Below are 18,037 nucleotides of genomic sequence, written 5' to 3'. Positions count from 1 at the left end.
CGATCGCCAATGTGGTGCTTCCTTTCGTAAGGAGACCCACCCCTTACACACACCATTTGACAGGCTCCCGCACGCGCAAGCAGGACAAGTTCACCGACAAGCCCGACACGCCGCAGAGGCGCACGCGCACCGATCTCGGAAACGGGCCCAACCGCAAGACCACGATCTGGGACCGCGACACGGGCCGCCCCATCTCCGAGACCGGCACCATCAAGAAGGATTTCGGCTCGTCCACCCGCCGGGACAATGCGACCGAGATCGGCCGCCTGGGCGACAAGGGCGATCACGGCGGACACCTCGGCGCGCACCGGTTCTTCGGCGATACGCCCGACGAGGGCATCGCGCCCCAGGCCGGCAACCTCAACATCGGCGCCTGGAAGACCATGGAGAACGAGTGGGCCGCCTGGGTGAACCGGGGATACCAGGTCGACTACTCGATCGACGTCTTCCCGCCGGGTGCCGTGCGGCCCGATTCGTTCTCGGTCAAGTACTCCGTCACGAACCCGACGACCGGTGAGGTCGTCTACCGCAACCGGCCTGAGTTCGACAATGTCGCCGGAGCGGTGTTCGATCGTGTGAAGACCGCCGACATGCCGAGACTGTGAGGAGCTCCATGACCGACGAACAGCTCACCGAGGACGCCAGCGTCGCGCTGATCCGGGCGCTCATCGAGAACCTCGAGGACGCCGCGGACGACTGGGAGTCGTTCTCGCTGGTGCTCGGGCTGAACGAGGGCCGGTTCTTCCAGGCCTACGGCTACGCGTACTCGCCCGACGGGACGATCTCGGCCGTGACCGTGAGCCCTCGCGCGGTGCGTCCGGAGGTGGAGCGGTACCTCGCCGGGTACTTCGGGCCGGACGACGCCCTGCCGATCAAGCTGCTCGTGCAGTTCGACAGCACCACCGGCCGGTACGGCGTGACCTTCGAGGACACGGACACCGAGCGGTGGAAGGTGAGCCCCGCGAACATCGATGCGATCCGCGAGGAGCTGCGCCCCGCCTTCGACTGACGCCCGCCGGCGCCCCCGGGGAAGGGGCGGCAGGAATGCCCTCGCTCCACCGGGGTAGGGTGCTTGCGGGCGATCCGAACGCGCGCATCGCGGCTCGTCGTCCGCATTCCGCCGCCGCCCGGTGGCAATATGTCAGGCGAGGGGGTCGCATCTTGACGGATCTGAGCGCATCGACGGGACGGTTCGACGAGGTCGAGGTGAACACCATGCCGGGGCGCATCGCCCCGCTGCGCGTCGAGTTCGCCGGCGAGTGGCACGAGGTGCCGATCGGCCGCCCGTTCGTGATCGGCCGCGAGGGCGACCTGGAGATCGACGACAACCAGTACCTGCACCGCCAGTTCCTCGAGCTGCAGTACCACGACGGCCTGTGGTGGCTCGCGAACGTCGGCTCCCGCCTGGCCGCGACCATCTCGAGCGCCGGCGGCGCGGTGCAGTCCTGGCTGTCGCCGGGTGCGCGCATGCCGATCGTCTTCGCGCAGAGCGTCGTCGTGTTCACCGCCGGCCCCACCACGTACGAGCTCACGCTCTACACGGAGGAGGCGCAGTACGCCGTCTCCAGCCAGATCGAGGCGTCCATGAGCGGCGAGACCACGGTCATGCCGGTCAGCTTCACGCCGCTGCAGAAGCTGCTGATCGTCGCCCTTGCCGAGCCCATGCTGCGCCGCGAGGGCGTCAGCATGAGCGAGCTGCCGTCCTCCAGCGCCGCCGCCCAGCGCCTCGGCTGGACCATGAGCAAGTTCAACCGCAAGCTCGACAACGTCTGCGACAAGCTCGACCGGATGGGCGTCCAGGGCCTGCGCGGCGGTCCCGGCCGCCTGGCCACGAACCGCCGCGCGCGGCTGGTCGAGTACGCGGTCACGTCGCAGCTCGTCACGCGCGCCGACCTCGCGCTCCTGGACGACGAGGCGCTCCGCAACCAGAACGACAGCGAAGAGGACTGACCCGGGGTCATCCGCCGACTCCACACAAGGAGAAGTGCGCGACACAAGGCCGGGATCGGGATGATCCTCCTTGTGCCGTGCACTCTTCCTTGCGCCGCGTCAGGCTGGCTCGGGGTGACCGCCCGGATCAGAGCTTGGAGCGGGTGAGCTGCTCGGCCAGGCCGCTGTAGGTGGCGGGCGTCAGGTCGAGCAGGCGCTGCTTCGCCTCGTCGCCGATCTCGAGGCCGCGCACGAACTCGGCGAGGTCCTCGGCGCCGACGCGGCGGCCGCGCGTGAGCTCCTTGAGCAGCGCGTACGGGTCCTGGATGGTCGAGCGGCCCGCCGTGACCTCGGCGCGCACCACGGTCTGGATGGCCTCGCCGAGCACCTCCCAGTTCGCGTCGAGATCGGCGAGCAGGACGTCGCGCGACAGCGAGATCTCGCCGAGCCCGCGCGTGAGGTTGTCCAGAGCGAGCAGCGAGTGCCCGAACGCGACGCCGATGTTGCGCTGCGTGGTGGAGTCGGTCAGGTCGCGCTGCAGGCGCGAGGTGACGAGCGTCTGCGCGAGCGACGAGAACAGGGCCGACGACAGCTCGAGGTTCGCCTCGGCGTTCTCGAACCGGATCGGGTTGATCTTGTGCGGCATGGTCGACGACCCGGTCGCACCCGCGACGGGGATCTGCGCGAAGTAGCCGAGCGAGATGTACGTCCAGATGTCGGTCGCCAGGTTGTGCAGGATGCCGCCCGCGTGGCGCACGCGGTCGTACAGCTCCACCTGCCAGTCGTGCGACTCGATCTGCGTCGTGAGCGGGTTGAACGTGAGGCCGAGCGACTCCACGAACTCGCGCGCCACGTTCGGCCAGGCGACCTGCGGGGCCGCGGCGAGGTGCGCCGACCAGGTGCCGGTCGCTCCGCTGAACTTGCCGAGGTATTCGCCGGACTCGATCTGGGCGAGCACGCGCTCGAGGCGCCACACGAACACGCCGAGCTCCTTGCCCATGGTCGTGGGCGTGGCCGGCTGGCCGTGCGTGCGCGACAGCATCGCGGCGTCCGCGTGCTCGAGCGCCAGCTCGCGCAGCTTCTGGATGACGCCCTTGTACGCCGGCAGCCAGACATCCGTGACGGCGCGCTTGACGATCAGCGCGTACGCGAGCGAGTTGACGTCCTCGCTCGTGCAGCCGAAGTGCGTGAGCTCGGCGATCCGGTCCAGCCCGAGGCGGCTCAGGCGATCGCGCACGAGGTACTCGACGGCCTTGACGTCGTGGCGCGTGATCGCCTCGCGCTCCGCCAGCCAGTCGATCTCGGCCTGGCCGAACGCCAGGTACAGGGCACGCAGCTGGTACTTCTCGTCCTGCGACAGCGGCGTGGTGCCGAACAGCGAGTGATTGGTGAGCGTGATGAGCCACTCGACCTCGACCTCGACGCGGGCCCGGTTCAGGCCCGCCTCCGACAGGTACTCACCCAGGGGCGAGACGGCGGCCTTGTAACGGCCGTCGAGGGGGCTCAGGGGCTGGGCTGGCAGAACGGTCAGGAGAGTCCTCCGGTTCGAGGCGGACGGATCGCGGGTTCGAGCTGGCGAAACAGCGCCCGGCTGGCGCTCTCGATCATACCGAGCACGTGGTCGAACATCCCGTCGTCCGCGTAATAGGGGTCCGGCACATCCGGGCCCGGGGCGGACGGATCGAACGACAGCAGCAGCGAGATGCGGTCGCGATGCCCGGGGTCGTGCGCCCACTGCCGCAGGATGCGCTCGTGGCTGCGATCGAGCGCGACCACGAGGTCGTTGTCGTGGAACGCCTCGACGCTGAACTGCCGCGCCCGGTGGGTCGAGCCGTCATAGCCGCGCCGGCTGAGCGCGGCGAGCGTGCGGCCGTCGGCCCGCTCGCCGACGTGCCAGTCGCCGGTGCCCGCGCTGGTGGAGAGCACACGGTCGGCCAGGCCGGCGCGCTCGGCGAGGTCGCGGAAGACCACCTCCGCCATGGGCGACCGGCAGATGTTCCCCGTGCACACGAAGACGACGCGGAAGGGGTCCGGACCGGGCATGCCGACCATTCTGCCGCTCCGACGGACCGCGCGTGAGTGCCATCGTCCGTCCACAGCGGCCGTCCGTCCGGGCTTGTGCCGCTCGGGCCGCGGGCGCCCTCGCGGCAGGCCCGCGACGCGGCACGGTGGGGGCATGGCGCACATCCCCGGCTACGACCTGGCCGCCCGTGCGTGCGAGCACCTCGCGGCGGCCCGGGCCGAGGTCGAGGCCGGGGCGGCGGCGCTCGCCGCGGGACGTGACGCGACCGCGTGGGAGTCCGACGCGGCGGGGCGGTTCCAGGTGGCGGCCGAGGAGCACCGGCGCCGCGCGGTCGCGCTCGCCGAGCGCTGCACGACAGCGTCGGCCGGGCTGCGCTGGGAGGGCATGGTCCACGCGAGCGGGGCCGGGCAGGAGGGGTGAAGCCGCTGGACATCGGGTCGGGATCGGTCGTCGCGGTCGACACGCGGTCGCTGCGCGACGCCGCCGCGCGCTTCGACGTCGCCGCCTCGCACTTCGACGGAGCCCGGGAGCGGGCCTGGGCCGCCGTGCACGCCACGCCGTTCCCGCTGGACCACGGGTCGGTCGAGTCGATCGCGCGGGACGCGGCGACCGCGGCGGACGGCGCGCGGGCGATCGCGGGCGAGCTGCGCCGCATGGCCGACGTCTACGAGATCGTCGAGGCGAGGACGCGGATGTCGTTCGAGACGTCCCGCGGGCGCGAGCGGATCCAGGCCGTGCGGGCCTGGGAGGAGCGGATCCTCGCGGCCGAGGCCCGCAGCCCCGGCGCGCTCGCCGAGGCCGACCGGGTGACCCGCGAGTGGGAGCAGGACTGGGCGAAGGAGCTGCTGGCCCAGTCGTCGCTCGGCATGGACGGCATCCCGGGGTTCGTCGCGACCCTGCTGGGTGCCGCAGCCCTCGACCTGGTGCGCGGATTCGGCAGGGGCGTCGTGGGACCGGATGCGCGCCTGGTCGGGCGGGCCGACGCGGTGCGGGTCGCCGGGTACGGCACGCGCGTCGACCGGCCCGCCACGGGCGTCGCCGACGGGCTCCGGCGCATCCCCGACACGGCCCATGCGCTCATCCGGGTCGAGAAGTACACGTTCGCGGACCGGCCCGCCGAGTACGCCGTCTACGTCTCGGGCACGCGGACCCTGGCGCGCGGCGGCAGCGAGGCGCTCGACACCGGATCGAACCTCGGGGCGTATTTCGGGATGCCCGCCGCGTCATACGAGGCCGTGCGGGCCGCGCTGCGGGATGCCGGCGCGAAGCCCGGAGCGACCGTGCACGCGTTCGGGCACTCGCAGGGCGGCATGATCGCCTCGCAGCTCGCGCTCCAGCGCGAGTACCGGGTCGCGACGCTCGTGACGTACGGGTCCCCGGTCAGCGTCGTCGCGCCGCCCGACACGCTGAGCGTGACGCTCCGCAACCGCGACGATCCGGTCGGGACGGGGCTCACGCACGGCGGGGCGCCGATCGCGGGCGGAGCTCCCGGCAGCGTGGTCGTGCACGACACCCACGACCCGGGACCCGAGCTGTGGAGCCTCGGCATGGACGCGCACAGCCGCGAGTCGTACGAGCGGATGGCCGAACAGGTGGATGCCTCCGCCGACCCGCGGCTGGCCGCCGCGTCCGACCGCTTCGCCGCGCTGGCCGAGGCCGAGCGCGTCGAGTCGGTGGAGTACGCGGCCGAGCGCGCCGGCGACCCGCGCTGACGGGTCTCCGGCCTCAGTCGTCCTTCTTCTGCGGGCGCAGGACGATCCCGAACAGCCAGTTGATGACCGTGATCAGGAACGCCGCGACCACGCCCCACCAGAAGTGGCCCACCTCGAGGCCCCATCCGAACGAGCCCGTGATGACCGCGGTCAGCCACAGCAGGAAGCCGTTCACGACGAGCGAGATCAACCCGAGGGTCAGGATGTAGAGCGGGAAGGCCACGATCCGGATCACGGTTCCGATGACGCTGTTGACGATCGCGAAGATCGCGGCCACCGCGAGCAGCGTGAGGACGAGCTGCAGGTCGCCGCCCGGGGCGAACGGGGTCACCGTCACCTGCAGGACGGGGATGAGCGTCACCACCCAGATGGCGAAGGCGTTCACGAGCACGCGGACCAGGAAGCGCATGGCCCCAGTGTGGCACCCGGCCGGCGCCACGGCATCCTCGGGACGGCGGAGAAATAGACTGCCCGCATGACCCCCGATGAGCCGGTCCTTCCGCGCATCCGCCCCGAGATCGCCGCGCTGCCCCCCTACAAGCAGGGGCGACCGGCCGACCCGAACGGGTTCAAGCTCTCGAGCAACGAGAACCCCTTCGACCCGCTGCCCGCCGTGCTGGAGGCGACGCGCGCGGCGACCGAGTTCAACCGCTACCCCGACGCGACGGCCGCGAGGCTGCGCGAGGCCCTCGGGGAGAGGTACGGCGTGGAGCCCGACGGCGTCCTGATCGGCGCCGGAAGCGTGGCCCTGCTGCAGGCGTTCATCCAGGCCGCCGCGACGGTGGGCGACGAGGTCGTCTACTCGTGGCGCTCGTTCGAGGCGTACCCCGGCCTCGTGCTGATCGCCGGCGCGTCCGGCGTTCAGGTGCCGAACCTGCCCGACGGCCGGCACGACCTCGACGCCATGGCCGCCGCCGTCACGGAGCGGACGCGCGTGGTGCTGCTGTGCACCCCCAACAACCCGACCGGGCCGATCATCACGAGCGCCGAGTTCGCGGCGTTCGTCGAGAAGGTCCCGGGCGACGTGCTCATCCTGCTCGACGAGGCGTACGCCGAGTTCGTGCGCGATCCCGACGCCGTGGACGGCCTGGGGGAGCGCGTGTTCGAGGCGCACCCCAACGTCGTGGTGCTGCGCACGTTCTCCAAGGCCTACGGCCTGGCGGCGCTGCGCGTGGGCTACGCGATCGGCCACCCGCGGGTGCTCGACGCGGCCCGCAGCACCGTCACGCCGCTGTCGGTCACGGCCCAGTCGGTCGCCGCCGCCGTGGCGAGCCTCGCGCACCAGGCGGAGATCGACGCGCGGGTCGACGAGCTCGTCGCCCGTCGCGACCGCCTCGCCGCCGGGCTTCGGGAGATGGGCTGGCCCGTGCCCGACGCGCAGGGCAACTTCGTCTGGCTGCCGTCGGACGACTCGCAGGCCGTCGCGGGCGCGTTCGACGCCGCCGGGATCATCGTCCGCCCCTTCCCCGAGGGCGTGCGCATATCGATCGGGGAGCATGAGTCTGTGGAGAAGGTCCTAGGGATCGCCCGATCCGTTGTCCCGAGTGTTCCGTCGGGTTCGGGTGGACCCGCGGATAGCGTGGAACGGTGACTTCGGCAGACGTCCCTCTGACAGAGGCTGAGACCGACCCGACCGTCCGCATCCTCGACGCGGACGGGCGCATCGCGTCGTCCGCATCGGCGGAGCGGTACCTGCCGATCGTGGACGCCCTCGGCGACGACGAGCTCGAGCAGCTCTACCGCGACATGGCGGTGATCCGGGCGTTCGACCGCCAGGCCACGCTGCTGCAGCGGCAGGGGCAGCTCGCGCTGTGGCCGCCGTCCCACGGCCAGGAGGCCGCGCAGGTCGGATCCGCCCGGGCCGCCCGCGCGCAGGACCACGTCTTCCCCTCGTACCGCGAGCACGTCGTGGCGACCATCCGCGGCGTGGACCCCGTCGACATCATCAAGCTGATGCGCGGCGTGAGCCACGGCGGCTGGGACCCGACGGACCCGAAGAACGGCAACACGCACCTGTACACGCTCGTCCTGGGCTCGCAGACGCTGCACGCCACGGGCTACGCGATGGGCATCGCGTTCGACGGCCGCCACGCGTCGGGCGACCCCGAGCGGGACGAGGCCGTCATCGTCTACTACGGCGACGGCGCCTCGAGCCAGGGCGACGTGCACGAGGCCATGGTGTTCGCGGTCAGCTACCAGACCCCGCAGGTCTTCTTCCTGCAGAACAACCACTGGGCGATCTCCGTGCCGGTCGCGACCCAGTCGCGCGTGCCGCTCGCCGACCGGGCCCGCGGGTACGGGATGGAGAGCATCCGGATCGACGGCAACGACGTGCTCGCGAGCTACGCCGTCTCGAAGCTCGCGCTGGACGACGCGCGTGCGGGGCGCGGTCCCCGCGCGATCGAGGCTGTGACGTACCGGATGGGCGCCCACACGACGAGCGACGACCCCACCAAGTACCGCACCAGCGACGAGGAGCGCTCCTGGGCCGAGCGCGATCCGATCACGCGCATGCGCACGTACCTGGAGGGCCGGGGGGCGTCCGAGGCGTTCTTCCAGGGCGTCGACGACGAGGCCGCCGCGTTCGCCGCGGACGCCCGCACGCGCACGACCCAGCTCGAGGCGCCGGGCCGCGACGCGATCTTCTCGCACGTGTACTCCGAGCCGCACCCGCTGATCGACGAGCAGCGCCGCTGGCTGGCCGACTACGAGGCCTCGTTCGAGGAGGGCGCGTGAGCATGGCTCCCGAGAACCTGCAGACCATGACCCTCAGCAAGGCCCTGAACGCCGGCCTGCGCGCCGCGCTCGCGGGCAGCGACCGCGTGCTGCTGATGGGCGAGGACATCGGCCGCCTCGGCGGCGTCTTCCGCGTGACCGAGGGGCTCCAGGCGGAGTTCGGCGAGCGCCGCGTGATCGACACCCCGCTGGCCGAGTCGGGCATCGTCGGCACCGCGATCGGACTCGCGATGAACGGCTTCCGCCCGGTCGTCGAGATCCAGTTCGACGGCTTCGTGTTCCCGGCGTTCGACCAGATCACCACGCAGCTGGCGAAGCTGACCTACCGTCACGAGGGCGCGCTGTCGCTGCCCGTTGTCATCCGGATCCCGTACGGCGGGCACATCGGCGCGGTCGAGCACCACCAGGAGAGCCCCGAGGTGTACTTCGCCCACACGCCGGGCCTGCGCGTCGTCAGCCCCTCGACGCCGAACGACGCGTACTGGATGATCCAGGACGCGATCTCCTCGACCGACCCGGTGATCTTCCTGGAGCCCAAGTCGAAGTACTGGCAGAAGGGCGAGGTCGACACGTCGGCGCGCGCGCTGCCGCTGCACGCGAGCCGCGTCGTCCGCAAGGGCACCGACGTGACCCTCGTCGGCCACGGCGCCATGGTGACCACGCTGCTCCAGGCCGCCGCGCTCGCCGAGGCCGAGGGCACCAGCTGCGAGGTCGTCGACCTGCGCTCGCTGTCGCCCATCGACTACGGCCCCGTCCTCGACTCGGTGCGCTCCACGGGCCGCGCCGTGGTCGTGCAGGAGGCGCCGGGCAACGCGAGCGTCGGCAGCGAGATCGCCGCCACGATCGCCGAGCGCGCGTTCTACTCCCTGGAGGCGCCGGTGCTGCGCGTCTCCGGCTTCGACACCCCCTTCCCGCCCGCGAAGCTCGAGGGCGTCTACCTTCCCGACGCCGACCGCGTGCTGGAAGCCGTCGACCGGGCGCTCGCATACTGAGAGCGCCGCACCCGACGGATGACCCCGTCGCTCCACGACCCAGCTGATCTGAGGACCTGACGATGCAGACCTTCCATCTCCCCGACGTCGGCGAGGGCCTGACCGAGGCCGAGATCGTCTCGTGGCACGTCGCCCCGGGCGACACGGTCGCGGTCGACGACGTGATCGCCGAGATCGAGACCGCCAAGTCGCTCGTCGAGCTGCCGTCCCCGTTCGCGGGCACGGTGGGCGAGCTCCTGGTCGCCGAGGGCGACACGGTCGAGGTGGGCGCCCCGATCATCACCGTCGTGCCCGCCGAGGCCACGCCCGCGGCGCAGCGCGACGCGCACGAGCCCACCGGTCCGGGGCAGCAGGCCGAGGCCGGCGGCGGATCAGTGCTCGTCGGCTACGGCACGGGGGGCGAGGCGAAGACGCGCCGCCGCAAGAAGCCCGAGAAGCCCGTGGCGTCGTCGGTCGGCGTGATCGCCAAGCCCCCGATCCGCAAGCTCGCGCGAGACCTCGGCGTCGCGCTCGGCGAGGTCGCCGGGTCGGGCCCGGCGGGCGAGGTCACCCGCGAGGACGTGCTCAAGCACGCGCAGCAGGCGAGCGTGTTCCGCAACATGTCGACGCCCGAGTGGCCCGCGGTGCGCGAGAAGGAGATCCCGGTCGAGACGCCGGCCGCCGCGCCGGTCGCCGATGACGCCCGCGTCGAGGCGATCCCGGTCAAGGGCGTCCGCAAGGCGACCGCGAGCGCGATGGTCGGCTCGGCGTACTCCGCGCCGCACGTGTCGGTGTGGACCGACGTCGACGCCACCCGGACGATGGAGCTCGTGAAGCGGCTCAAGGCGTCGCCGGACTTCGCCGACGTGAAGGTGTCGCCCCTGCTGATCGTCGCGCGCGCGGTGCTGTGGGCTGCGCGCCGCACCCCGATGATCAACTCGGCGTGGGTCGACGGCGAGGACGGCGCGAAGATCCTTGTCCGTCACTACGTCAACCTGGGCATCGCGGCCGCCACGCCGCGCGGCCTGCTTGTGCCGAACATCAAGGACGCGCAGGACCTGAGCATGCGCGACCTCGCGAAGGCGCTGGAGAAGCTCACGGTCACGGCCCGCGACGGCAAGACCACCCCGGCGGACCAGCAGGGCGGCACCATCACGATCACGAACATCGGCGTGTTCGGGATGGACGCGGGCACCCCGATCATCAACCCCGGCGAGTCCGCGATCATCGCGATGGGCGCGATCCGGCAGAAGCCGTGGGTCGTCGACGGCGAGGTCCGCCCGCGCTGGGTCACGACCGTCTCGGGCTCGTTCGACCACCGCGTGGTCGACGGCGACGCCATCAGCCGCTTCGTCGCCGACGTCGCCGCCGTGCTGGAGGAGCCCGCGCTGCTGGTGGAGTAGCTGCCCGCACGGTTGAAACGCGCGGCCGGTTTGAGAACGATTCTCATTATGCGTAGGGTGGAGGGCATGCTGCTTCGCCGTGCCCTTCCTCTGACCGTCCTCGCCGCCTCCGGCGTCGTGCTCGCCGGCTGCGCGTCAACGTCGGGCGAGGGCGCGGAGTCCGCCCCGATCGTCGCGTCCACCAACGTGTACGCGTCGATCGCGCAGGCGCTCGTGGGCGACGCGGCCGAGGTGACGGCCGTCATCGACGACGCGACGCAGGATCCGCACTCGTACGAGGCGAGCGCCCGCGATCGGCTGACGGTGCAGGGCGCCACTCTCGTGATCGAGAACGGCGGCGGCTACGACCCGTTCATGGACGACCTCCTCGGCGGCGACGCCGTCGTGATCGAGGTCGTCTCGTTCTCGCACGACTACCCCGGCGCCGAGAGCGAGGAGGAGGCGCACGCCGAGGACGAGCACGCCGGCGAGACCGAGGAGGAGCACGCGGAGCACGCGGAGGACGAGCACGCGGAGGAACCCGCCGACGAGCACGTCGAGCACGCCCACATCGAGGGCTTCAACGAGCACGTCTGGTACGACCCGCACACGATGGTCGACCTGGTCGAGGGCCTGGCCGAGGAGATCGAGCACGAGCTGCCTGACCTCGTCGACGCCGAGGCGCTCGCCGCGAACCGCGACGCGCTGATCGCCGACCTCGAGGCGCTCGAGGCGCGGCTCGAGTCGCTCTCCGCGACGCACCAGGGCGAGGGCGTGTTCCTGACCGAGCCCATCGGCGGCTACCTCGCCGCCGCGGCCGGCCTCGAGGACGTCACGCCCGAGGGCTTCGCCGAGTCGGTCGAGGAGGGGCAGGACGTCGCCCCCGCCACGCTGCTCGAGGCGACGCGAGTGGTCGAGTCGGGAGAGGTCGCGGTCGTCCTCGCGAACGCGCAGACCGGTGGCGCCGAGACCGACCGGGTGATCGAGACGGCCGAGGCCGCAGGCGTGCCGGTGGTCGAGCTCAGCGAGCTGCTCGCCGACGACCAGACCTACATCGAGTGGATGACCGCCAACGTCGACGCCCTCGAACAGGCGCTCTCCTCCTGAGGCGCACCCTCGCCTCGGCGCTTCGCGCCGAGAACGATTCTCATGACCAGGGATAGGCTTGTCGCCATGTCCGCGCCCGTGCTCGAGATCTCCGGCGCAGCCCTCCGGCTGCGCGGGCGCGAGCTGTGGTCGGGGCTGGATCTGTCGGTGAAGCCGGGCGAGTTCGTCGCCGTGCTGGGACCGAGCGGATCCGGCAAGACCACGCTGCTGCGGTCGATCCTCGGCCTGCAGGAGCTCAGCGCCGGCGACATCCGCGTCGGGGGATCGCCCGTGCGCCGCGGCGACCGGCGCATCGGCTACATCCCGCAGCAGCGACCGCTGCCGCCGGGCACGAGCCTGCGCGCCCGCGACCTGGTCTCGCTCGGCATCCAGGGCCCGCGCTTCGGACTGCCCGTGCCGCGCCGCGGTGACCGGGAGCGCGTCGACGCGCTGCTCGCCGGGGTGGGCGCGACCGCCTACGCCGATCGCCCGGTGGGCCTCCTCAGCGGCGGCGAGCAGCAGCGGCTGCGCGTGGCGCAGGCCCTGGCCGACCAGCCGACGCTGCTGCTGTGCGACGAGCCGCTGTCGAGCCTCGACCTCGCCAACCAGCAGGCCGTCACCGCGATCATCGACCGCGAGCGGCACGAGCGCGACGCGGCCGTGCTGTTCGTGACGCACGACGTGAACCCGATCCTCGGGCACGTCGACCGCATCCTGTACATCGCGGGAGGGCGCTTCACGCTCGGCCGGCCCGACGAGGTGCTGCGCTCCGACGTGCTCACCGACCTGTACGGCGCGCCCGTCCACGTGCTGCGCGCCGGCGGCCGGCTGGTCGTCGTCGGCGTGCCCGACGCGGACGACCACTGCGACGTGCCGCTCACCGCGATCGAGACCGAGGCGGGCGCGGCGTGACCGGCGGCCCGGTCGTCCCGGCGCTGGACTGGGGCGACGTCTTCTCGTTCGACGACTACGGCGCGCTGCTGCAGCTGGTCGCCAACTCCGTGATCGCGGGCGCCGTGCTCGGCATCGTGGGCGGCCTGATCGGAGTGTTCATCATGCAGCGCGACATGGCGTTCGCGGTCCACGGCGTGAGCGAGCTGTCGTTCGCCGGCGCGGCCGCGGCCCTGCTGTTCGGCGGCAGCGTGGTCGTGGGATCCCTCGCGGGCGCGGTCGCCGCGGCCGCACTCATCGGCGTCCTGGGCGCCCGGGCGCGCGACCGCAATTCGATCGTCGGCGTGCTCATGCCCTTCGGGCTCGGCCTGGGCATCCTGTTCCTGTCGCTGTACGAGGGCCGCAGCGCGAACCGGTTCAGCCTGCTGACCGGCCAGATCGTGTCGGTCTCGAGCCCGGACCTCGGCTGGCTGATCGGCATCTCGCTCGTGGTGCTCGTCGGGCTGATCCTGGTCTGGAACCCGCTGCGCTTCGACTCGCTCGACGGTCAGGCGGCCGCCGCGCGCGGCGTCCCGACGCGGTTCGTCAGCCTGGTGTTCATGCTGCTGCTCGGCCTGATCGTGGCCGTCGCCGTGCACATCATCGGCGCCCTGCTGGTGATGGCGCTGCTCGTCACGCCCGCCGCCGCCGCCATGCGGGTCAGCCATGGCCCGGTCGCCGTGCCGCTGCTCGCGGCGCTGTTCGGGTTCGCGTCGGCCGTCGGAGGCATCCTGCTCGCGATCGCCGGAACGCTGCCGGTCAGTCCGTACATCACGACCATCTCGTTCCTCATCTACGTGGTGTGCCGCGTGGTCGCCTGGCGCCGGGAGCGCGCGCTGCGCGTGGCCGCCGAGGCGGCGCCGGCCGCCCAGGTTCCGGCAAGCCCCGCGCCGTAGACTCGGACCATGGCGGTGCAGCGGAACACGTGGCAGCGCGAGCGGGTGCGGGACGCGCTCGCCGACGCGCGCGGCTTCGTGAGCGCGCAGACCCTGCACGCCGCGCTGCGCGACGAGAACACCGGCATCGGCCTGGCCACCGTGTATCGCGCCCTGGCCGGGCTCGCGGCCGCGGGCGAGGCCGACTCGCTGCAGAGCCCCGAGGGCGAGGCGCTCTACCGCGCCTGCACCATGAGCGGGCATCACCACCATCTGATCTGCCGCTCGTGCGGGCTGGCCGTCGAGATCGAGGCCACCGCCGTCGAGAAGTGGGCCCACGACACCGCCGCGCGCCACGGCTTCCGCGACGCGGAGCACGTGGTCGACATCTTCGGCCTGTGCGAGTCGTGCGCCGCCGGGAAGGCATGACGCTCACCCGCGATCGCGGCGCCCCGGCGCCGACCGCCTCCCCGGCCACCCGCATCGCGGTCGGGGCCGGCATCGGCGTGGCCACGATCGGCGTGCTCGTGCTGCTCGACGTGTTCGCGCCCGCCCTGTTCCCGCAGGCGCTGCCGACCCGCGTGCAGGACGGGCTGACGCTCGCGCTCAGCGTGCTGATCGAGTCGCTGCCGTTCGTGATGCTCGGCGTGATCCTCTCGATCGCGGTCCAGGTGTGGGTGCCCGCCAGTGCGATCGAGCGGTTCATGCCGCGGCGGGCATGGGCGCGGCGCGCGGTGCTGTCGCTGCTCGGCATGCTCATCCCGGTGTGCGAGTGCGGCAACGTGCCGTTCGCGCGCGGCCTGCTGATGCGCGGGATCACGCCGGCCGAGACCCTGACGTTCCTGGTGGCCGCGCCGATCGTCAACCCGATCGTGATCATCACGACGCACGCCGCGTTCGGCTGGGACGGCGGCATCCTGATCGCCCGGATCGTCGGCGGCTGGCTGATCGCGAACCTGATCGGCTGGATCTACAGCCGTCACCCCGACCCGATGAGCCTCCTGACCGGTCGGTTCCTCGACACGTGCGAGGTCGTCGCGCACGAGACCGGCGGACGCGGCCGCCGCAGCATCGCCCAGTTCATCGTCGAGCTGCGGGCCGTGATGCCCGCGCTGATCATCGGATCGGCCATCGCCGGCGCCGTGCAGGTGGTCATCCCGCGCGACGCGCTTCTCGCGATCGGCTCGAACCCCGTGCTGTCGATCGTCGCGATGACCGCGCTGGCCATGACCGTGGCGATCTGCTCGAACGTCGACGCGTTCTTCGCACTGTCGTTCGCCTCGACCTTTTCGCCCGGGTCGCTGATCGTCTTCCTCCTGGTGGGCCCGCTCGTGGACGTGAAGATGCTCGCGCTGATGCGCACCACCTTCACGACCCGCACGCTGGCCGGCATCGTCGCGGTCGTCCTGCTCGCGGCCTTCGCGATCGGGATCGGGGTGAACCTCGTTGTCTGATCGTCGCTGGGGGTCCGTCGGCACCCGCTGGCTCGGCGTGGGCCTCGCCGCCGTGCTCGCGGTGGTCACGCTCGGGCTCGCCGTCACCGACCGCCTCGCGCTGTACATCAACCCCGACCAGACGTGGTTCGCGGTCGGGATGGCCGTGCTCGCGCTGGCCGGCGCGGTCGCCTCGTTCCTCCTCCCGCTGGGCGCGGAGGACGAGCACGGGCACGACCACGGGCACGGGGCGGATCACGGGCACCGTGCGCGAGCCGAGGAGGAATCCGCGGCACCAGGACGATCCGCGCCGCATTCTCCTCGTCCCGCGGCCTTCTCCTTGTCCCGCGCCGCCACGGCGACCGGCGGCGTGCTCGCCTCGGCCGTCGCGGTCGCGGCGCTCGTCCTGCCGCCCGCATCGCTGTCCGTGGATCTGGCGATGGCGCGCGACACCGGGACCGCGCCGCTGTTCGCCGGCGCCGACCAGGTGCTGCTCGCGGCGGCCGACACGAGCGAGTTCGGCGTGGGCGACTGGGCGTCCGTGTTCTCCAGCGCGACCAGCCCCGACTCCTACGAGGGCACGCACGTCACGCTCACCGGCTTCGTCACGCCCGACGAGGGGAACGCCGAGCAGCTGCGGCTGGGGCGCCTCGTCATCACCCACTGCGTGATCGACGCGCAGCCCGCCTCGGTGCCCGTGGTCTCGCCCGACTGGGAGGACGCGGTCGAGGTGGGCGGCTGGATTCAGGTCGACGGCATCGTGACGACCGACGCATCCGGTGCGCTCGTGATCGAGCCGCGCGACATCTCGCCCATCCCGGAGCCCGCGGACCCGTATGAGTACTGAGGCGTCCCGTGCCCACGAGCGCCGCGACCGCCGCCGGGCCGGCGCGCGCCGCTTCGCGCTGACCATGCTCGGCGTGCTCGCCGCGCTCGGGCTGCTGAGCGGCGCGGGCGCGGCCGTGAGCCTGGCGCAGGGCCCGCGCATCAGCGAGGTGCAGGCCGACCCCGCCTCGGCGATCGAGGTGGCGGGCTCCCGCGTGATCCTCACCGTGAACCAGTCCCTCGAGGAGATCGATCCGTCCCAGGTGAGCGTCACGCCCGCCGCGCCGTTCACGGTCGACGCCGTCGGGCGCAGCGTGGGCGTGCGCTTCGGCGTGCCGCTCGACGACGACACCGAGTACACCGTCACGGTCGAGGGCGCGCGGTCCCAGGGCGGCGGCCCGGCCGCCACGCTCCGGACGAGCTTCCGCACACCGCCGGCCGAGGTGTTCCTGCTGCAGCGCGACCCCGAGGGCGACGACACCGTGTTCCGCTCGGGCATCGACGGCGAGCAGGCCGTGGCGGTGTACTCCGCGCCCGTGATCGAGGACTTCCGTGCGACATCCACACGGCTCGTGGTCGCGACGGTCGAGGACGAGGTCTCCTCCCTGCACGTGATGGATCGCGACGGCGGGGATGTCACGGAGCTCGCGCTGCCCGGCGAGGGCATCGTGCAGGGGCTGCAGGTGTCGCAGCGCGGCGACCTCGTCGGCTACACCTACTCGGATCCGGGCGGCCAGGGGCACGCGAGCGTGCTGTTCACGGCCGAGCTCGGCGATCCGCAGGCCGAGCCGCGGCCCATCGAGGTCGGCGGCGAGCCCGTCAGCGTCGACCGCTGGCGGTTCGTGCCCGACTCCTCGGCGCTGCTGATGATCGGCTTCGACGGCGAGCTCGTGCTCACGGATCCCGAGAGCGACGCGGAGCCCACCCGGCTCGGCGGCGCCGTGACGATCGACGCGATCCAGCGCGGCACCTACACCGCGATCGTCGAGCGGGTGCAGGAGGGAATCGTCGCGCTCGACCTGACCACGGGCGAGGAGGCGCCGCTCGTCGAGCCCGAGGGCGACCTGGGCCTGCTGGGCGCGGTCGTGCCGGTCCCGGAGGGCGGCGAGGCCCGCGGCGGCACGGTGCGCCAGTACCAGCAGATGGTCGACCCGACGCGGCCCGGTTCCCAGCTGATCGTCCACGTGGCCGACGACGGCGCGACCCGCCAGCTGTTCGAGGTGGGGTCGCAGGACGCGCTGCTCCAGTCGTGCGTGTCGCCCAGCGGCCGCTACGTGGCCGCGCTCGTGGCGCCCGACATCCTGTCCAACCCGTACGACGTCGGCACCCACCCCGTGCCGCGCGATCTCGAGACCCACATCGTGGCGCTCGACACGGGCGAGCCGGTCTCGGTGCTGCGCGGGTTCGACATCAGCTGGTGCACGGTGGGTCCGTGGTGAGCGGATCCGCGGGGCACAGGCCCGCCGCCCGCGACGACCTCGCCGGGCTTCCGTCCGAGGTGGCGCCCCGGCTGCTCGGCGGCATCCTCGAGACGACCCTCCCCGACGGGGTCGTGGCCGTCCGGATCACGGAGGTCGAGGCGTACCACGGGCTCGGCTCGGGCGAGGTGCACGACCCCGGATCGCACGCGCGCATGGGCCCGACCGCGCGCAACGCCACGATGTGGGGCGAGGCAGGGCACCTGTACGTGTACCTCAGCCACGGGATCCACTCGTGCGTCAACGTGGTGTGCGGCCCGGTCGGCCAGGGCGACGGCGTCCTGCTGCGCGCGGGCGAGATCGTGCGCGGCACGGAGGTAGCCCGCGCCCGTCGCGAGGCCAGGGGCGTCGCCCGCACCGACCGCGACCTGGCCCGGGGGCCGGGGCGGCTCGGGGACGCGATCGGCCTGCGCCACCCCGCGCACGACGGCATCGACGCCATCACGGGCGAGCCGCGGGCGGGGGCCGTCGCGCGCCTCCACCTGCTCGAGGAGCCGCTCGCGGGTGTCGCGACCGGCCCGCGCGTCGGCGTCGCGGGCATCGCCGGAACGGCCGCGTACCCCTGGCGCTTCTGGATCCCGGGCGACCCCACGGTCTCCCCGTTCCGCCCGGGCCGCGGCGCCGCCTGAGATCGCGACACGCCCGGTGTGGTAGAGT

The 18,037-nt window shown here is 72.4% G+C and carries 20 protein-coding genes; 17 read left to right on the top strand and 3 right to left on the bottom strand.

Annotation, left to right across the window (positions count from 1 at the left end):
• From ACYVGN_RS06180 to ACYVGN_RS06170, 3 genes are all read left to right on the top strand, one after another.
• A partial coding sequence (locus tag ACYVGN_RS06180; protein WP_460789496.1) for a DNA/RNA non-specific endonuclease occupies positions 1–605 on the top strand: 605 nt, incomplete at its 5' end.
• 8 nt (positions 606–613) lie between these two features.
• The gene (locus ACYVGN_RS06175; RefSeq protein WP_055987891.1) at positions 614–1,009 is read left to right on the top strand and encodes a hypothetical protein; all 396 of its coding nucleotides are present in this window, start codon (positions 614–616) and stop codon (positions 1,007–1,009) included.
• 218 nt (positions 1,010–1,227) lie between these two features.
• Complete coding sequence (locus tag ACYVGN_RS06170; protein WP_156377067.1) at positions 1,228–1,950, top strand: FHA domain-containing protein; 723 nt, start codon at positions 1,228–1,230, stop codon at positions 1,948–1,950.
• 127 nt (positions 1,951–2,077) lie between these two features.
• Here the strand turns inward: ACYVGN_RS06170 and purB are convergent, their stop codons facing one another.
• Together purB and ACYVGN_RS06160 are read right to left on the bottom strand one after the other, a co-directional pair.
• The gene (gene purB / locus ACYVGN_RS06165) at positions 2,078–3,460 is read right to left on the bottom strand and encodes an adenylosuccinate lyase (RefSeq protein WP_460789509.1); all 1,383 of its coding nucleotides are present in this window, start codon (positions 3,458–3,460) and stop codon (positions 2,078–2,080) included.
• Positions 3,457–3,972 carry a low molecular weight protein-tyrosine-phosphatase gene (locus tag ACYVGN_RS06160; protein WP_460789494.1) on the bottom strand — a complete coding sequence of 172 codons (516 nt, stop codon included), beginning with the start codon at positions 3,970–3,972 and terminating at the stop codon, positions 3,457–3,459. The genes purB and ACYVGN_RS06160 overlap by 4 nt, the downstream gene beginning before the upstream one ends.
• A 133-nt stretch (positions 3,973–4,105) precedes the next feature.
• Between ACYVGN_RS06160 and ACYVGN_RS06155 the strand changes: the two genes are divergently transcribed.
• Together ACYVGN_RS06155 and ACYVGN_RS06150 are read left to right on the top strand one after the other, a co-directional pair.
• On the top strand, positions 4,106–4,372 hold the full coding sequence (locus ACYVGN_RS06155) for a hypothetical protein (protein ID WP_055987893.1): 267 nt from the start codon (positions 4,106–4,108) through the stop codon (positions 4,370–4,372).
• Entirely contained in the window at positions 4,369–5,664 is a 1,296-nt protein-coding gene (locus ACYVGN_RS06150) for an alpha/beta hydrolase (RefSeq protein WP_460789492.1), read from the top strand. The genes ACYVGN_RS06155 and ACYVGN_RS06150 overlap by 4 nt, the downstream gene beginning before the upstream one ends.
• Positions 5,665–5,677: 13 nt before the next feature.
• Here the strand turns inward: ACYVGN_RS06150 and ACYVGN_RS06145 are convergent, their stop codons facing one another.
• Positions 5,678–6,073 (bottom strand): phage holin family protein, encoded by a 396-nt coding sequence (locus ACYVGN_RS06145; RefSeq protein WP_055987897.1) that lies wholly within the window; start codon positions 6,071–6,073, stop codon positions 5,678–5,680.
• Positions 6,074–6,139: 66 nt separating this feature from the next.
• Here ACYVGN_RS06145 and ACYVGN_RS06140 point away from each other — a divergent pair, with 66 nt between their 5' ends.
• From ACYVGN_RS06140 to ACYVGN_RS06085, 12 genes are all read left to right on the top strand, one after another.
• Positions 6,140–7,255 carry a histidinol-phosphate transaminase gene (locus tag ACYVGN_RS06140; RefSeq protein ID WP_460789490.1) on the top strand — a complete coding sequence of 372 codons (1,116 nt, stop codon included), beginning with the start codon at positions 6,140–6,142 and terminating at the stop codon, positions 7,253–7,255.
• Complete coding sequence (locus tag ACYVGN_RS06135) at positions 7,252–8,400, top strand: thiamine pyrophosphate-dependent dehydrogenase E1 component subunit alpha (RefSeq protein WP_230667622.1); 1,149 nt, start codon at positions 7,252–7,254, stop codon at positions 8,398–8,400. The genes ACYVGN_RS06140 and ACYVGN_RS06135 overlap by 4 nt, the downstream gene beginning before the upstream one ends.
• 2 nt (positions 8,401–8,402) lie before the next feature.
• Positions 8,403–9,392, top strand: coding sequence for an alpha-ketoacid dehydrogenase subunit beta (locus tag ACYVGN_RS06130; protein WP_460789508.1), 990 nt, complete (start codon positions 8,403–8,405; stop codon positions 9,390–9,392).
• Positions 9,393–9,448: 56 nt separating this feature from the next.
• On the top strand, positions 9,449–10,774 hold the full coding sequence (locus ACYVGN_RS06125) for a dihydrolipoamide acetyltransferase family protein (protein WP_460789506.1): 1,326 nt from the start codon (positions 9,449–9,451) through the stop codon (positions 10,772–10,774).
• A 66-nt stretch (positions 10,775–10,840) separates the two neighbouring features.
• Complete coding sequence (locus ACYVGN_RS06120; protein WP_460789487.1) at positions 10,841–11,860, top strand: metal ABC transporter solute-binding protein, Zn/Mn family; 1,020 nt, start codon at positions 10,841–10,843, stop codon at positions 11,858–11,860.
• Between the two features lie 66 nt (positions 11,861–11,926).
• Positions 11,927–12,751, top strand: coding sequence for a metal ABC transporter ATP-binding protein (locus tag ACYVGN_RS06115; protein WP_230667620.1), 825 nt, complete (start codon positions 11,927–11,929; stop codon positions 12,749–12,751).
• A 23-nt stretch (positions 12,752–12,774) separates the two neighbouring features.
• Positions 12,775–13,665 (top strand): metal ABC transporter permease, encoded by an 891-nt coding sequence (locus ACYVGN_RS06110; RefSeq protein WP_055988213.1) that lies wholly within the window; start codon positions 12,775–12,777, stop codon positions 13,663–13,665.
• Positions 13,666–13,674: 9 nt separating this feature from the next.
• Positions 13,675–14,073, top strand: coding sequence for a Fur family transcriptional regulator (locus ACYVGN_RS06105; RefSeq protein WP_055987910.1), 399 nt, complete (start codon positions 13,675–13,677; stop codon positions 14,071–14,073).
• Positions 14,070–15,098: a permease gene (locus ACYVGN_RS06100; protein WP_460789485.1), complete on the top strand. Its 1,029-nt coding sequence runs from the start codon at positions 14,070–14,072 to the stop codon at positions 15,096–15,098. The genes ACYVGN_RS06105 and ACYVGN_RS06100 overlap by 4 nt, the downstream gene beginning before the upstream one ends.
• Positions 15,091–15,924, top strand: a complete 834-nt coding sequence (locus tag ACYVGN_RS06095) for a TIGR03943 family putative permease subunit (protein WP_460789483.1) — start codon at positions 15,091–15,093, stop codon at positions 15,922–15,924. Before ACYVGN_RS06100 ends, ACYVGN_RS06095 begins: the two co-directional genes overlap by 8 nt.
• Positions 15,914–17,341 carry a hypothetical protein gene (locus tag ACYVGN_RS06090; RefSeq protein ID WP_460789481.1) on the top strand — a complete coding sequence of 476 codons (1,428 nt, stop codon included), beginning with the start codon at positions 15,914–15,916 and terminating at the stop codon, positions 17,339–17,341. The genes ACYVGN_RS06095 and ACYVGN_RS06090 overlap by 11 nt, the downstream gene beginning before the upstream one ends.
• The gene (locus ACYVGN_RS06085) at positions 17,338–18,009 is read left to right on the top strand and encodes a DNA-3-methyladenine glycosylase (RefSeq protein WP_055988218.1); all 672 of its coding nucleotides are present in this window, start codon (positions 17,338–17,340) and stop codon (positions 18,007–18,009) included. Before ACYVGN_RS06090 ends, ACYVGN_RS06085 begins: the two co-directional genes overlap by 4 nt.
• Positions 18,010–18,037 lie beyond the last annotated feature (28 nt).

It is taken from the genome of Microbacterium lacusdiani (assembly GCF_054779895.1).
The sequence above is the reverse complement of the archived record's forward strand: the minus strand, read 5'-3'. Positions and strand labels throughout refer to the sequence as shown.